Here is a 16,028-nt window from a genome sequence, read left to right as displayed (position 1 = left end):
CGTCGACAAATACTGGTCCCCCGTCAACCGCGTCGACAACGCATATGGCGACCGAAACCTCGTCTGCACATGCCCACCAATGGACGCATACGAAGAAGCCGCAGAATAAACACAAAACACAAAGCCCCGCCGGAATACCGGCGGGGTTTTTCGCCAATAGGAAACCTGTGTTCCAAATTGCGCACCCACCCTATGTCGTTTTCTGCGGGTGAACGGTCTTTTTTGCTTGCTGGATCTGCGAAGGCCTCATACCCCTGTCCGTGGGACACCCCTCCCCAACGAGGGGCGTGTATCTGGAAGGGTAATACACATGACCATCGAACAACCGGCAACGCGGCCGGCGAATCCGCGTTTTTCCTCGGGCCCCTGCGCCAAACCCCCCACATTTGATCTGTCCAAACTGGCCGATGCCGCGCTGGGTCGGTCGCACCGTGCAGCCGTTGGCAAGGACAAGCTGAAGGCGGCCATTGAAGGCACGCGCGAGGTTCTGGGCATTCCGGCGGATTACAAGATCGGCATCGTTCCCGCCTCGGACACCGGCGCGGTCGAGATGGCGCTGTGGTCGCTGCTTGGCGAACGCAAGGTCGAGATGCTGGCGTGGGAGAGCTTTGGCTCGGGTTGGGTGACCGATGTTGTCAAACAGCTGAAGATCGACGCCGAGGTGAAAACGGCCGAGTACGGGCAGATCGTTGATCTCGCATCCGTCGATTTCGCCAATGACGTTGTGTTTACATGGAACGGCACCACCTCGGGTGTGCGGGTTCCCAATGGCAACTGGATTGCGGATGACCGTCAGGGTCTGACGATCTGTGACGCAACCAGCGCAGCCTTTGCGATGGACCTGCCCTGGGACAAGTTGGATGTCACCACCTTCAGCTGGCAGAAGGTGCTGGGTGGTGAGGCCGCGCATGGCATGCTGATCCTGTCACCCCGCGCGGTGGAGCGGCTGGAGAGCTACACACCCGCATGGCCCCTGCCTAAGATTTTTCGTCTGACCAAGGGTGGCAAACTGATCGATGGTATCTTTACCGGTGCCACGATCAACACGCCTTCGATGCTGGCGGTCGAAGATTACCTGTTCGCGCTGGATTGGGCGCGCTCGGTTGGTGGTCTGCAAGGGCTGATCGCCCGAGCTGATGCCAATGCCGGTGCGGTACATGCATTCTGTGACCGGAACGACTGGATCGCCAATCTGGCCGAGGATGCTGCGACGCAGTCGAACACTTCGGTCTGCCTGAAGTTCACCGATGACCGCATTCAAGATGGCGCAGTCTTTGCCAAAGCCGTGGCGAAACGGTTGGAGGTCGAGAATATCGCGCTGGATATCGGCGCCTATCGCGACGCGCCTGCGGGCCTGCGCATCTGGTGCGGTGGTACGGTCGAAACATCGGATATCGAGGCGATGCTGCCTTGGCTGGCCTGGGCTTTTGAGGCCGAGATCGCGGCGCAAACCGAAGCCGCCTGACCTTTTTCACCGGGCCCCATCAGGCCCGGACCTTCCCTACAATTCAAGGACCAGAGATATGGCCCCCAAAGTACTCGTATCTGACAAGCTCAGCGAAACCGCCGTTCAAATCTTCCGGGATCGCGGCATCGATGTGGATTTCATGCCCGATCTTGGCAAGGACAAAGACAAGCTGGCCGAGGTGATCGGTCAGTATGACGGCCTTGCCATCCGTTCGGCCACCAAGGTCACGCCGACCCTGCTTGAAAAGGCTGACAACCTGAAAGTCATTGGCCGCGCTGGCATCGGCACGGACAATGTGGACAAAGAAGCTGCCTCGAAAAAAGGCGTGATCGTGATGAACACGCCTTTTGGCAACATGATCACAACGGCCGAACATGCGATTGCCATGATGTTCGCCGTTGCGCGGCAAATCCCCGAGGCCAGTACCTCGACCCATGCGGGTAAGTGGGAAAAGTCCAAGTTCATGGGAATCGAGCTGACCAACAAGACCCTTGGCGTCATCGGCGCGGGCAATATCGGCGGCATCGTTTGCGAACGCGCCTTGGGCCTGAAGATGAAGGTCATCGCCTATGATCCCTATCTGGGCGAAGAGAAAGCCGCCAAGATGGGCGTAGAGAAAGTCGAACTGGACGAACTGCTGTCACGCGCTGATTTCATTACCCTGCACGTGCCGCTGACGGACCAGACCCGCAATATCCTGAGCCGCGAAAACCTGGCCAAGACCAAGCCGGGCGTGCGCATCGTCAACTGTGCCCGTGGTGGTCTGGTCGACGAAGAGGCGCTGTCCGAGGCGCTGCAATCCGGTCATGTGGCCGGTGCGGCCTTTGACGTGTTCAGCGAGGAACCGGCCAAGGAAAACGCCCTGTTCAACCTGCCCAACGTCGTCTGCACGCCGCATCTGGGTGCGGCCACGACCGAGGCGCAGGAAAACGTGGCGCTGCAGGTGGCCGAGCAGATCTCGAACTATCTGCTGACAGGAGCGGTGGAAAACGCGTTGAACATGCCCAGCGTCACCGCCGAAGAAGCCAAGATCATGGGGCCGTGGATCAAGCTGGCCGGTCACTTGGGCAGCTTCATCGGTCAAATGACAGATGAGCCGATCAAGGCGATTAACATCCTCTATGACGGTGTCGCCTCCGAGATGAACCTGGCGGCCCTGAACTGCTCGGTCGTGGCGGGGATCATGAAGAAGTTCAACCCCGAGGTGAACATGGTCTCGGCTCCGGTCGTCGCCAAAGAGCGTGGCATTCAGATCTCGACCACCAACCAGGACAAGTCCGGTGCGTTTGAAGGCTATATCAAAGTGACCGTGGTGACCGAAAAGCGCGAACGCTCGATCGGGGGCACGGTCTTCAGCGACGGCAAGCCGCGTTTCATCCAGATCAAGGGTATCAATATCGAGGCCGAGGTTGGCGCGCATATGCTATATACCACCAACGAGGATGTCCCCGGCATCATTGGCGCGCTGGGTCAGACCATGGGTGACAATGACGTCAACATCGCCAACTTTACTCTTGGCCGGTCCGAGGCCGGGGGCGAGGCCATTGCGCTGCTATACGTGGACGAGCCGGTCCCGGCCGAGGCGCGCGCCAAGCTGGCGGAAACCGGTCTGTTCACCCAGATCAAACCGCTGGAGTTCGACGTCGCCTAAGCAGTGTTGAATTTCTGGAACAATTCTTGCCCGCGCCCCTCAAGGCGCGGGTATTTTCTTTTCCTGACACGCATTTCGCGCCAAAAGCCGGGTACGCGTTTATCCGAGGGATTTTCATGACATCCGCCATCTACGCCATCGGCGATATCCACGGGCAGTTAGAGATGCTTGAAAATGCGCTGCACCTTATCGAACAGGACGGTGGGCGGGATGCGCGGATCGTGTTTTTGGGTGACTATGTAGATCGTGGGCCGGATTGTCGTGGCGTTCTGGACCTTTTGGTCGCTGGGCAAAAGGCAGGGCGGAACTGGGTTTTTCTGTTGGGCAATCATGACCGGATGTTCGCCAGATTCATGCACGATGGTTCAACCGCCGAGGCCAAATTGCGGATCGGCGAACACTGGCTGCATGCGCGTTTGGGCGGGACCGAGACGTTGGCGTCATACGGTGTGACGTACACCGAAGAAGAACGCGTTTACAAAATTCTCGACCGCGCAAGGGCAGCGGTGCCGTCGGACCATGTCGACTTTCTGAACCGGCTGGTGACGTACCATCACCAGGATGAGGTTCTGTTCGTCCATGCCGGGATTCGCCCCGGTGTATCGCTGGCCGATCAGACCGAGGAAGACCTAATCTGGATACGGGGCGAGTTTCTGGATGATCCGCGACCGCACCCGTGGCTGGTGGTCCATGGGCACACACCTTCGGAACAGGCTGAGCATCGCGGTAACCGGATCAATCTGGACGGAGGTGCCGGGATGGGGCGACCGTTGGTTCCGGCGGTGTTTGAGGGCCGGGATTGCTGGCTGCTCACCAACGATGGCCGTGTGCCGCTGATCCCTTAACCCTTGGTGAACAGGTCCTTGTAGTCCTCACGCAGGAAATTCTTTTGCACCTTACCCATCGTGTTGCGGGGCAGCTCTTCCAGCACGATCAGTTTGCGTGGGTGTTTGAACCGGGCCAGCGAGTTCTGCACGTTGGCCAGAATGGCCTCGGGGTCCAGTATCTGTCCCGGCTCGGGCACCAGAATGCCGACCGGTGTTTCGCCGAAATCCGGGTGCGGCACGCCGATCACGGCGCTTTCCAACACGCCCGGCTGGTCATCCAGAACCAGCTCAACCTCTTTGGGGTAAATGTTGTACCCGCCCGAGATGATCAGGTCCTTGCCGCGCCCGACGATGTGGACATACCCGTCCGCATCCAAACGCCCCAGATCGCCGGTGATGAAAAACCCGTCTTCGCGCAGCTCGGCGGCGGTTTTCTCGGGCATTTGCCAATAGCCCTGAAACACGTTGGGGCCGCGCACCTCAAGCATGCCGATCTCACCCTGCGGCAGGTCTGCACCGGTTTCGGGGTCGGTCACCTTCAGTTCGACGCCGGGCAGGGGAAAGCCTACCGTGCCTGGACGACGTTCGCCGTCATGGGGGTTCGAAGTGCTCATGTTGGTCTCGGTCATGCCGTACCTCTCAAGGATACGGTGGCCAGTGCGCGCCTCGAACCGCTCATGGGTCTCCGCCAGTAACGGCGCCGAGCCCGAGATGAACAAACGCATGTGTCGGGTCAGATCGCCGGTGAACCGCTCATCGCCCAGTAAGCGGGTGTAAAAGGTCGGAACCCCCATCATCGTCGTGGCCTGCGGCATCAGCCGCAACATGTCTTCAAGATCGAATTTCGGCAAAAAGATCATCGACCCGCCCGCGGACAGCGCCACATTTGTCGCCACGAACAGCCCGTGCGTGTGAAAGATCGGCAGCGCATGCAGCAGCACGTCATCCGCCGTGAACCGCCACTCCTGCACTAACGTTTCAGCGTTTGACAGCAGATTGGCCTGCGTCAGCATTGCGCCCTTCGATCGTCCGGTTGTGCCCGAAGTATAAAGGAATGCGGCCAGATCATCCTCGGACCGCTGGACCGGCTCAAACGCGGGCAACATCCCCAGCGCCCGCCGCATAAGGCTTCCCGAACCATCGGCGTTGAGCGTCTCTAACCGGGCGTTTTGGGCGGCGGCGATAGGGGCCAGCCCCTGTTCTTTTGCGGCGTCACAGACAACCAGTTTCGCACCGCTGTTTTCGATGAAATATTGCAACTCGGCCGTGGTGTATCCGGTATTCAGCGGCAGAAAGATCAATCCGGTCTGCACGCAGGCAGCATAGAGCGCCAGCGCCTGGGGCGATTTTTCCACCTGTACGGCCACGCGTTCACCTGGCTCAAGTTCGTATCCGCTTAGGGTATTGGCGATCTGCGCGGCCATGTCCAGAAAATCGGCATGGGTCAGGATCTGACCATCAGGAAGATGAAGAAACGGTGTGTGTTTGCCCGCGTGAATGCCAAACAGCCGTTCGTACAGCGGGTTACCCATTTCGTCTTTCCTTTGCACCTGCTCAATCTTGGGTGAATCTGTATCGGATTGAGCAGAGGGTAAAGAGAAATCCGGGTGCGGTTTAGAATTGCGTGGTCATGCGATACCCGGCGGCAAAAAACATCTTGGCAAAGGTCACGGGCTGACCCTGCAACCAGGTGATGCGCTCTCCGGTAAAGACCGGTTCTCCTTCGGGGACGTCCAGAAACCCGGCGAGTGTTGTATCGGCACGGCTGGCCAGAAAACTCAGTTCGACATTGGTGAAGGGCAGGGTCTGGATCAGCCACTCATTCGGTCCGATCTGCGAGAAATCTGCCTGCTCCACCTGCGGGACCGAGGCCGTGACGATCCAGCGATCCTCAAACTGAAACGGCGTGTTGCCGTTGAAATGCATGCAGCGAACATGCATCACGCTTTGCTCCTCAGACAGAGCCAATCGGGCGCTTAGCCATTCCGGAGCAGTCTCTAACTTGGAAGAAACCAGCGCATAGCGATACGTGCCGCCCATCGCCTCAACCTCGTCCCGGACCATGGGGATGGTGAAACGGGCCTGTCGCTGCGGTGCGCTCAACACCCGCGTACCAGCCTTGCGCCGGCGTTCCAAATAGCCCTCGTCAGCTAACTCCCGCAGGGCGCGGTTCACTGTTGTGCGGGTGCAGGAAAACTCGACCGCAAGATCCTGTTCGTTGGGCAACAGAGAGTCGGGCTGCCACTCGCCCGATCGGATGCGGGACAGAACGGTTTTCTTGATGTCTTTGTAGCTGGTGGTGTCACTGGATTGGGGCATGATGACCGTTCCTTTAGACCGAGGCCAGCAGGCCCGCAATCGCGGATCTATAGGCGGATATGATCTGATCACGTGCGACGTGGCGGCCCTGTTTCACCATGTGGCGTCCGGCAGACCACAAGTCAGTTACCAGCCCATCAGGGGCGGCAAAACACAGCCCATCCAGCAATTGATCGTCCGTCAATGCACAGAGCGTCGGGTGGGTCCGGTCAATGGCCATCAGGTCAGCTAACTTGCCCTCGGCAATCTCACCGGCGTTACGTCCAAGTGCTTGCGCACCACCTTGCGCGGCACCGGTATAAAGAGCGTGCCCGACCGAGCCTTCGCCCGGTACCAGGACCGCCCGCTGTTGATCACGCAGACGTTGGGAGTATTCCAGGGTGCGCAGTTCTTCGGGCAAGGAAATCCTAATATTAGAGTCTGATCCGACCCCGAATCGTCCATTTTCTGCGACGTAGGTCGCGCCGTTGAAAATACCATCGCCCAGATTGGCCTCGGTGATCGGGCACAGCCCCGCCACAGCACCGGACTGGGCCAGCGTGCGGGTTTCGGCATCGGTCATATGGGTGGCATGGATCAGACACCACCGCGCGTTCACGTCTGCATTGTCCAGCAGCCAGGCCACCGGACGCTGGCCCAACGCGGATTGTACGTCGGCGACTTCCTGAACCTGTTCGGCGATATGGATATGGACCGGACCCTTGGGTGTGTTTTGCAGCAGTTCGCGCAGGTCTGTCGGTGAAGTTGCGCGCAAGGAATGTGGCGCAACCCCCAATATAGAGTCAGTGCTTGGCAGTTTATTACGGCAATCATCCACCAAATTCAAAAACCGGGACACATCATTGCTGAACCGCAACTGCCCACCTGACAGCTTGTCCTGCGCAACGCCGCCATAGGTGTAGAGGACCGGTAAATGAGTCAGACCGATCCCTGACTGGTGTGCGGCGGAAAAGATACGCTGGCTTAGTTCCGAGAGTTGATCGTAGGCCGCGCCGCCGGGTTGGTGATGGACATAGTGGAATTCACCGACCGAGGCATACCCGGCCTCCTGCATCTCCATGAAAACCAGTGCGGCGATGGCTTCGATCTGGTCGGGCGTCAACCGATCCAGAAAGCGATACATCAGGTTGCGCCATGTCCAGAAACTCTCGCGTCCGGCCATGCGGGTTTCCGTCATGCCCGCCATGGCCCGTTGAAAGGCGTGGCTGTGCAGGTTTGCCAAAGCGGGCAAAAGAACGTCGACGCGTGTATCATCAGGCAGTGCCGACGCCTGGTACTGCACCCGGCTGATACGCCCATGGTCGATTTCTACTCGCACATCGTGAATCCAATCAGAGCCTAATAAAGCTGTCTTGGCATGAATCTGCATTTTGATTTCCATAATGTGTAGACTTCATATCTTTACACCTATACATAAAAATCAAACAAGAGGGGAGCCGAAAAGAATCGCCATGACCAGAAAAGCGGTCTTACTCAGCGCCAGGATGGCCACGATGTCAGAAGGGGGCACGCCCTATGGGCTGTGTCGGGATGCAGCGATCGCCGTTAACGGGGCAAAGATTGTCTGGGTCGGCGAACGCCAGGACTTGCCGCCGGAATATGTCGATTGGCCGGTCGAGGATTTCGGTGAACGGTTGATCACTCCGGCGCTGATCGACGCGCATACCCACGTGGTGTTTGGCGGAAACCGCGCAACTGAGTTCGAAATGCGGCTGAATGGCGCCTCATACGAGGACATCGCCCGTGCCGGGGGTGGTATCCTCTCCACGGTCAACGCCACGCGGTCCGCCAGTGCTGAGATGCTTTTGTCAGATGCTCTAACCCGCGTGGACGCCCTGATTGCCGAGGGTGTCAGCACCCTTGAGGTCAAGTCGGGCTACGGGTTGGATACCGAGACCGAATTGAAGATGCTGCGCGTTGCCCGCCAGATCGGTGAAACCCGCCCTATCCGCATCAAAACCAGCTTTCTGGGCGCACATGCGGTGCCGCCGGAATATGCCGAATGCCCCGACGACTATATTCGCGAGGTCTGCATCCCAACCCTGCGCGCGGCCCATGCCGAGGGGCTGGTGGACGCGGTGGATGGGTTCTGCGAAGGAATCGCCTTTAACCCTGCACAAATCGCCCTGGTTTTTGATGTGGCGCAAGAGCTGGACCTGTCGGTGAAACTGCATGCCGAGCAGTTGTCCAATCTGGGCGGCGCGCAACTGGCGGCCTCTTACGGGGCTTTGTCGGCGGATCACATCGAATACCTGGATGCCAATGGTGTATCAGCCATGGCAAAAGCCGGAACCACGGCCGTGCTGTTGCCGGGCGCGTTTTACACACTGCGAGAAACGCAGGTGCCACCCGTTGATCTGCTGCGCCAGCATCAAGTGCCAATGGCTTTGGCGACTGACTGCAATCCCGGTTCTTCGCCGCTGACCTCGCTGCTGCTGACCATGAACATGGGCTGCACACTGTTTCGTCTTACGCCTGAAGAGGCGCTGGCTGGTGTCACCCGCAACGCCGCGCGCGCGTTGGGGATCAACGATGCGGGCACTCTCGCGCCGGGGCATAGGGCGGATCTGGCGATCTGGAATGTCACTCATCCGGCGGAACTGGCCTATCGCGTTGGCTTCAACCCACTGCACAAACGCCTTTTCGGAGGGATCGAATGACGTCTCTGATTTTGCAGCCCGGTCAGGTTTCTTTGGCGCAACTGGCCGAGATCTATTGGGATCAAACGGCTGTTTCACTGGATTCTGACTGCAAGTCCGCAGTCGATGCAGCGGCGCAACGTATTCAGGCGGCGGCTCGGGGCAATGACCCCGTCTATGGCGTCAATACCGGTTTTGGGAAACTGGCCAGCCTCAAAATCGCGCCGCAGGACACCTCGACCCTGCAGCGCAACCTGATCCTCAGCCATTGTTGCGGTGTTGGTCCCGCCATACCGCAAAGGCTGACCCGGCTGATGATGACACTCAAGCTGTTGTCCTTCGGTCGCGGTGCATCGGGCGTGCGGTGGGAGCTGATCGAGCTGTTGCAGCAGATGCTGGCCCGCGGGGTCACTCCGGTGATTCCGGCACAGGGTTCGGTTGGGGCATCGGGCGACCTGGCGCCACTAGCCCATATGACGGCGGTGATCATTGGCGCGGGAGAGGCGGAGGTGAACGGCACTGTTTTGCCGGGGGCTGAAGCGCTGAAAACAGTTGATTTAGAGCCTATTCAACTAGGTCCCAAGGAAGGACTGGCCTTTATCAACGGCACGCAGTTTTCAACTGCCTTTGCCCTGGCTGGGGTGTTCGAGGCTTGGCGTGCGGCGCAAAGTGCGCTGGTTGTTTCCGCCTTGTCGACCGATGCGATCATGGGGTCCACCGCACCCCTGCGGCCTGAAATTCACACTTTGCGCGGTCATCGTGGCCAGACCGAAGCCGCCAGCGCCATGCGCGCCGTGCTGGACGGGTCGGAAATTCGGGAAAGTCACCGTGAGGGCGACACCCGCGTTCAGGATCCTTATTGCATCCGCTGTCAACCGCAGGTCACGGGCGCAGCAATGGATGTATTGCGGCAGGCCGCCGCCACGCTTGAGGTTGAGGCCAACGCAGCCACCGACAATCCGCTGGTTCTGGCCGACGGGATTGTCTCGGGAGGGAATTTCCATGCTGAACCTGTAGGGTTCGCCGCTGATATGATCGCGCTGGCCGTGTCCGAGATCGGTGCTATCGCGCAGCGTCGCATTGCCCTGATGGTGGATCCGACGCTCAGCTTTGATCTGCCGCCTTTCCTGACCCCTGATCCGGGGTTGAATTCTGGCCTTATGATTGCCGAGGTCACCACGGCTGCGTTGATGAGCGAGAACAAGCACCTCGCCAATCCCTGTGTCACCGACAGCACTCCCACCTCGGCCAACCAGGAGGATCATGTTTCGATGGCGGCCCATGGTGCGCGGCGCCTGATCCGAATGGTCGAGAATTTGAACTACATTCTGGGTGTGGAATTACTGTGTGCGTCTCAAGGGGTTGAATTTCGCGCGCCGCTGGTCACCAGCGGGCCTTTGAAGCAGGTCATTGCTCGGTTGCGGGCTGACATTCCGGCCCTGACCGAAGATCGTTATTTGGCCCCTGACTTGGAGACCGCGAAACAACTGGTAGCCGGGGCGTCGATCCTACGGGCCGTTGGCACCCCAATGCCCGAGGTGGTGTGATGCAGGTGGTTAGCGTACAGCGCGGCGACTGCCCGATTGTTCTGGGCCAACCCCATGGCGGGACATTCGTGCCGGATGGTATTGCGGCTTGTCTCAATGACACAGGGCATGCGCTGGCAGACACGGATTGGCACATAAACAGGCTCTATGAAAAGCTTTTGAGTGGTGCGACGGTGGTTCAGTCGCATGTTCATCGCTATGTCATCGACGCCAATCGCGATCCCGACGGTGTTTCGCTTTACCCAGGGCAAAACACGACAACGCTGGTGCCATTGACCGATTTCGATGGGCAACCGATCTGGCGCGACGGGCAGGAACCGTCAGAGGATGAGATCGGTCAGAGGCGCGAAACCTTCCATGTACCCTATCATACCGCGCTTGCCGAAGAGTTGGAGCGCGTGCGGGCAAAGCACGGCGTGGCTGTTCTGTTCGATTGCCACTCGATCCGCAGTCGCATTCCATTTCTGTTTGAAGGTATGTTGCCCGACATGAATATTGGGACGGATTGTGGCGTAACGTGTGCGCCAGACATAGAGTCTATTGCACATGAATTTGCCGCATCATCGCCCTACAGCACCGTTCTGAACGGGCGGTTCCGGGGTGGCTGGACGACCCGCCACTATGGCCGTCCGGCCGACGGTCTGCACGCCATACAGATGGAACTGGCGCAATCCACTTACCTGACAGCCGAGGCCACCCCGTGGAGTTATGACACTGCCAAGGCCGACCGCCTACGTCGTTGGCTGCGCGATATTCTGGAAGCCATCCAAGACACTGCATTGGAGACGATCCCATGACCGACCCTCGCAAGAACACGCGCGATATCTATCCGCCGACAGGCCCCGAGCTGAACGCCAAAAGCTGGCTGACTGAGGCCCCGCTGAGGATGTTAATGAACAACCTGCACCCGGACGTGGCCGAAAACCCGCATGAACTGGTGGTCTATGGCGGTATCGGCCGCGCGGCGCGGACTTGGCAGGATTTCGACACTATTGTTGCCGGTTTGAAGGATCTGGAGGAAGACGAGACCCTGATCGTCCAGTCCGGCAAACCCGTGGCGATCATCCGCACGCATAAGGACGCGCCGCGGGTGCTGATCGCCAATTCGAATCTCGTGCCCCATTGGGCGACCTGGGATCACTTCAACGAACTCGATAAGAAGGGCTTGATGATGTACGGCCAGATGACCGCTGGCTCGTGGATTTACATCGGCACGCAGGGCATCGTTCAGGGCACCTATGAGACCTTTGCCGAGGCCGGGCGCCAGCATTATGGCGGCGACCTGACCGGCAAGTGGATTCTGACCGGGGGCCTGGGCGGCATGGGGGGCGCGCAACCGCTGGCCGCCGTTTTTGCCGGTGCCTGCTGTCTGGCGGTCGAGTGTAACCCAGACAGTATCGATTTCCGCCTGCGCACCAAATACCTCGACGAAAAGGCCGAGACTCTGGACGAAGCGCTGGAGATGATCGATCGTTGGACCAAAGCGGGCGAGGCAAAATCCGTGGGCCTGTTAGGTAACGCGGCTGAGGTGTTCCCAAAAATCTTCAAAAGAGGAAACGAGGGCATCCGCCCGTTTCCCGATATTGTCACCGATCAGACCAGCGCCCATGATCCGATCAACGGCTACCTGCCAATTGGTTGGTCCATGGCGCAGTGGCGTGAAATGCGTGAAACAGACCCTAAAGCAGTGGAAAAGGCTGCTCGGGTGTCGATGAAACAACACGTCGCCGCGATGGTTGATTTCTGGAACGCGGGCGTGCCGACGCTGGATTACGGTAACAACATCCGGCAGGTGGCACAGGATGAGGGGTTGGAGAACGCTTTTGCCTTCCCCGGTTTCGTACCCGCCTATATCCGTCCGCTGTTTTGCAAAGGCATCGGTCCGTTCCGCTGGTGTGCGTTGTCAGGCGACCCCGAGGATATCTATAAGACCGACGCCAAGATGAAAGAGCTGTTCCCCGAGAACGAACATCTGCATCGCTGGCTCGACATGGCGCAGGAACGGATTGCGTTTCAGGGCCTGCCTGCGCGGATTTGCTGGATCGGGTTGGGCGACCGCCACCGCGCCGGGTTGGCGTTCAATGAGATGGTCGCCAATGGTGAGCTGAAAGCGCCGGTCGTGATCGGCCGGGATCACTTGGACAGCGGTTCCGTCGCTAGCCCGAACCGCGAGACCGAGGCGATGTTGGACGGGTCTGACGCCGTAAGCGATTGGCCGCTGCTGAATGCTCTGATCAACACCGCCAGCGGCGCGACCTGGGTCTCGCTGCATCACGGTGGTGGGGTCGGCATGGGGTTCTCTCAACATGCGGGTGTGGTGATCTGTGCCGATGGTACCGAGGACGCGGCCCGACGGTTGGAACGGGTGCTGTGGAACGATCCGGCCTCGGGCGTGTGGCGGCATGCGGATGCGGGGTATGACATTGCAAAGGATTGCGCCCGCGCCCATGGGCTGCGGTTGCCTGGCATTCTGGGGTAAACATATCAACTGTCTCTGGTGAATTGGCGGCCCCTGCGTTATGCGCGGGGGAGCCTGCAGGAGACCGATGATGTACGTAGCCACTCTGTTGACCAATCCGAACATGCCGAAGCTCGAGCAGGCTTTGGTCGAGTCGTTGTGCAACGCGTGGGGCGGGGGCGATCTGGTTTGGCTCAGCGAAGATGAGGCGGCGCAGTTCACGTTTCCCGAGCTGCCTGATAATCAGTGGGACGTCTGGGCAGAGCTGCAGTTGTTAGAGGTCGACCTGATCGTGCAGCCGTTCGGGAAACGCCGCAAGCTGATGCTGCTGGCCGATATGGACAGCACCATGATCCAGCAGGAATGTATTGACGAACTGGCCGATGAGGCGGGCGTGGGCGATCGCGTCAAAGACATTACCGCGCGGGCCATGAATGGTGAGCTTGATTTCGAAGGTGCGCTGATTGAACGTGTTGGCCTACTGAAGGGCTTGGATGAGGCGGTGATCGACAAGGTTCTGAACGAACGCATTACATTGATGCCGGGCGGTAAGGAACTGGTTGCGACGATGCGCCTGAACGGGGGCTATGCGGCCCTGGTGTCGGGTGGGTTTACGGCCTTCACCGCGAGGGTGGCTGATCTGCTTGGCTTTGATGAAAACCGCGCCAATACATTGCTGGCCGAAAAGGGCAAGCTGACCGGCGATGTACAGCGCCCGATTCTGGGCAAACAGGCCAAGGTGGATGCGCTGGCGCAGATTACCAAGCGGCTGGGCCTGTCCGAGGCCGACGTGATTGCCGTGGGCGATGGCGCCAATGATCTGGGCATGCTGAGCCGGGCCGGAACCGGTGTGGCGCTGCATGCCAAACCTTCGGTCGCCGCCAAATGCGATATTCGGATCAATTACGGAGATCTGACGGCATTGCTGTACCTGCAGGGCTATTCCCGCGCGGTCTTTACCGAGGTCTGATCGCAAGGGGCTTCCCTTTATTTAACAAAAATGTTAAACAATGGTCATGAACACGCTTCTGACCGCATTTTCGGCATTGTCCGATGCCACCCGATTCTCGATTGTCGAGCAGTTGATGCAAGACGGTGAACTGCCCGCTGGTGACCTGATAGAAGGGCGCGGCATGTCAGGGGCCGCGATCTCGCGCCATCTGAAGGTGTTGCGCGCCGCCGGGCTGGTGCAGCAGCGAGTGCAGGGCAGTCAACGCATGTATTCCATCCAGCCCGAGGGGCTGCGGACCATCGCGGAATGGACCATCTCGAAACGGCAATTCTGGGAAAGCAGCCTCGACCGTTTGAACGATTTGATTGAAAGGGAGAATTCATGGCCGACCTGAAATTGGAACGCGCGTTTCCCACATCCCAGGAAAACCTGTTTGCCTGGATCAGCGATGGTGCAAAGCTGTTGCAGTGGTGGGGCCCCGAAGGGATGCATGTGCCCGAACATGATTTGGATTTTTCACGCCTTGGGCCGTGGCACTCGGTCATGGTGAATGCCGAAGGGCAGCGATACAAAGTATCCGGGCAGGTGACCCATGTTGATCCGCCGAATTCTGTGGGGTTCACCTGGGGCTGGCATGACGATCAGGATCAGCGCGGAGCGGAAAGCCACGTGACGCTGACGGTCACAGCGACGGAAGCTGGTGCAAAGCTGGTTCTTGATCACCGCGAATTGGCCGATGCCGAGGTCGCGGCCAACCACAATCAGGGTTGGACTTCGTCACTGCGCAAGCTGGAAGCTCAGTTTTAAGATTTTCATTAGGGAGGAAGAGAAATGCCTCAGTTCTTGTTTGTCTATCACGGTGGTCACACCCCAACAGACCCCGCCGAAATCGAAGCGACCATGGCCGCCTGGGGCGCATGGTTCCAGAATATGGGCGATGCGCTGGACATCCCCGGCAACCCGGTGGGCCAGTCCTATACCGTCAGCAACAGCGGTGTCGTCGACAATGGCGGTGCCAACCCGGCCTCGGGGTTCACGGTCATCAGGGCCGACAGCATCGACGCCGCCAACGAGATGGCCAAGGGCTGCCCCATGGTCGTCAACGGATCAGGCTCGGTCGAAGTGGCCGAGATTCATCCGATCGAGATGTGATCGCCTTAGCCGGGGAAACCCGGCGCAGGCTTGATGATGCCGCATTCCAGCCCGCGGCGGCTGTACTGAATGGCGTTCATGAATTTGCGGGTGGCTGGGTTTTCGGCCTCCAGCACACCCAGATGGACAAGAATGGATGCGATGGCACATTCAGCGGCACGCGTGGTGCCGTCTGTGATCTTCAGTGCCACGCCCATGCGTTTTTCCGGAATGATGGCGATGAAAACAGCTTCGGCCCCGGTCTTGATCGCGGCGCGGCCCTCCATCGCGCGCATCAGTTCGGTACAGGCGCGGCTTTCGCCGGCAACCAGTTCGGGATGCTTGATCATCGCGGCGGTCAGTTGCTGCGCCGCGTCGCTGGCCCGGTCCGACCGGTCGGTGGCCGAGGCAAACCACGCCATCGATCGCGCCAACCCCACCAGCGAGGTGGCAAAGTTCGGCGCTGAACATCCGTCTATCCCATAGGCGGGGCTGGCCTCACCGGTTGTTTCTTCGATGGCTGACAAACAGGCCTGCTGAACTGGGTGGTCGATTTCCAGATACTCCGGCCCGGCTCCCATATGCTGGGCCACGGTCAGGAACCCGCAATGCTTGCCCGAACAGTTATTGTGAATCTGGCAAGGCGTGTCGTCGGCCAGAATCAATCCGTCGCGCGCGGCCATATCCTGCGGCTCTTGCGGGCCGCAGCGCAGATCATGTTCGGACAGGTTCAGATGGTCCAACCAGGCGGTCACGCGGTCAGTGTGGATATGCGCGCCGCTGTGTGAGGCGCAAGCCAGTGCCAGATGCTCGCTGTTCAGCCCATATTTCGCCGCGGCGCCTGAGGTGATCAGCGGCAGACCTTGGATCATCTTGGCCGAAGATCGTGGGTAGATAATCGCACTTGGATCACCCCAGCTTTGTACGATCTGGCCACTGTCATCACAGATCACTGCATGGCCCAGATGCAGGCTTTCCAACAAGGGGCCGCGCCATAGTTCTGTCATTGGTACCGGCTGCGTCATCAGGCCTCTCC

The 16,028-nt window shown here is 59.3% G+C and carries 15 protein-coding genes; 11 read left to right on the top strand and 4 right to left on the bottom strand.

What is annotated here, in order from left to right:
- The first annotated feature begins 310 nt into the window (after nucleotides 1-310).
- From ACR0AL_RS16870 to ACR0AL_RS16860, 3 genes are all read left to right on the top strand, one after another.
- Nucleotides 311-1,465: a phosphoserine transaminase gene (locus tag ACR0AL_RS16870; protein WP_480663954.1), complete on the top strand. Its 1,155-nt coding sequence runs from the start codon at nucleotides 311-313 to the stop codon at nucleotides 1,463-1,465.
- Nucleotides 1,466-1,523: 58 nt separating this feature from the next.
- Nucleotides 1,524-3,119, top strand: coding sequence for a phosphoglycerate dehydrogenase (gene serA, locus ACR0AL_RS16865; RefSeq protein ID WP_170553280.1), 1,596 nt, complete (start codon nucleotides 1,524-1,526; stop codon nucleotides 3,117-3,119).
- Nucleotides 3,120-3,235: 116 nt separating this feature from the next.
- Nucleotides 3,236-3,964, top strand: coding sequence for a metallophosphoesterase family protein (locus ACR0AL_RS16860; RefSeq protein ID WP_170553277.1), 729 nt, complete (start codon nucleotides 3,236-3,238; stop codon nucleotides 3,962-3,964).
- On the opposite strand, the gene ACR0AL_RS16855 is transcribed toward ACR0AL_RS16860, so the two are convergent.
- The 3 genes from ACR0AL_RS16855 to ACR0AL_RS16845 form a co-directional block, all read right to left on the bottom strand.
- A complete protein-coding gene (locus tag ACR0AL_RS16855; protein ID WP_170553274.1) occupies nucleotides 3,961-5,478 on the bottom strand; it encodes a malonate--CoA ligase in 1,518 nt (505 codons plus the stop codon). The two genes, ACR0AL_RS16860 and ACR0AL_RS16855, sit on opposite strands and share 4 nt — an antisense overlap.
- Before the next feature lie 82 nt (nucleotides 5,479-5,560).
- Nucleotides 5,561-6,265 (bottom strand): GntR family transcriptional regulator, encoded by a 705-nt coding sequence (locus ACR0AL_RS16850; RefSeq protein ID WP_170378177.1) that lies wholly within the window; start codon nucleotides 6,263-6,265, stop codon nucleotides 5,561-5,563.
- 13 nt (nucleotides 6,266-6,278) lie between these two features.
- Nucleotides 6,279-7,634, bottom strand: a complete 1,356-nt coding sequence (locus ACR0AL_RS16845; protein WP_480663951.1) for a formimidoylglutamate deiminase — start codon at nucleotides 7,632-7,634, stop codon at nucleotides 6,279-6,281.
- 82 nt (nucleotides 7,635-7,716) lie between these two features.
- On the opposite strand from ACR0AL_RS16845, the gene hutI reads away from it, so the two are divergent.
- The 8 genes from hutI to ACR0AL_RS16805 all read left to right on the top strand — a co-directional run bounded on the left by hutI (nucleotide 7,717) and on the right by ACR0AL_RS16805 (nucleotide 15,013).
- Nucleotides 7,717-8,925: an imidazolonepropionase gene (hutI, locus tag ACR0AL_RS16840; RefSeq protein WP_480663949.1), complete on the top strand. Its 1,209-nt coding sequence runs from the start codon at nucleotides 7,717-7,719 to the stop codon at nucleotides 8,923-8,925.
- The gene (gene hutH / locus ACR0AL_RS16835) at nucleotides 8,922-10,451 is read left to right on the top strand and encodes a histidine ammonia-lyase (RefSeq protein WP_480663947.1); all 1,530 of its coding nucleotides are present in this window, start codon (nucleotides 8,922-8,924) and stop codon (nucleotides 10,449-10,451) included. The genes hutI and hutH overlap by 4 nt, the downstream gene beginning before the upstream one ends.
- A complete protein-coding gene (gene hutG, locus ACR0AL_RS16830; protein WP_480663945.1) occupies nucleotides 10,451-11,248 on the top strand; it encodes an N-formylglutamate deformylase in 798 nt (265 codons plus the stop codon). Before hutH ends, hutG begins: the two co-directional genes overlap by 1 nt.
- Entirely contained in the window at nucleotides 11,245-12,930 is a 1,686-nt protein-coding gene (hutU, locus tag ACR0AL_RS16825) for a urocanate hydratase (protein WP_480663943.1), read from the top strand. The genes hutG and hutU overlap by 4 nt, the downstream gene beginning before the upstream one ends.
- Nucleotides 12,931-13,000: 70 nt before the next feature.
- Entirely contained in the window at nucleotides 13,001-13,879 is an 879-nt protein-coding gene (gene serB / locus ACR0AL_RS16820) for a phosphoserine phosphatase SerB (protein ID WP_480663941.1), read from the top strand.
- Between the two features lie 46 nt (nucleotides 13,880-13,925).
- Entirely contained in the window at nucleotides 13,926-14,255 is a 330-nt protein-coding gene (locus ACR0AL_RS16815; RefSeq protein ID WP_170362806.1) for an ArsR/SmtB family transcription factor, read from the top strand.
- On the top strand, nucleotides 14,243-14,668 hold the full coding sequence (locus ACR0AL_RS16810) for an SRPBCC family protein (RefSeq protein WP_425081766.1): 426 nt from the start codon (nucleotides 14,243-14,245) through the stop codon (nucleotides 14,666-14,668). Before ACR0AL_RS16815 ends, ACR0AL_RS16810 begins: the two co-directional genes overlap by 13 nt.
- A 24-nt stretch (nucleotides 14,669-14,692) precedes the next feature.
- On the top strand, nucleotides 14,693-15,013 hold the full coding sequence (locus ACR0AL_RS16805) for a YciI family protein (protein WP_170351117.1): 321 nt from the start codon (nucleotides 14,693-14,695) through the stop codon (nucleotides 15,011-15,013).
- A gap of 5 nt (nucleotides 15,014-15,018) precedes the next feature.
- Here ACR0AL_RS16805 and ACR0AL_RS16800 read toward each other — a convergent pair whose 3' ends face one another.
- Nucleotides 15,019-16,017 (bottom strand): asparaginase, encoded by a 999-nt coding sequence (locus ACR0AL_RS16800; protein ID WP_480663939.1) that lies wholly within the window; start codon nucleotides 16,015-16,017, stop codon nucleotides 15,019-15,021.
- Nucleotides 16,018-16,028: the final 11 nt, after the last annotated feature.

This window comes from Ruegeria sp. BB1, assembly GCF_056539465.1.
This window is presented reverse-complemented; position numbering and strand designations above follow the sequence as displayed.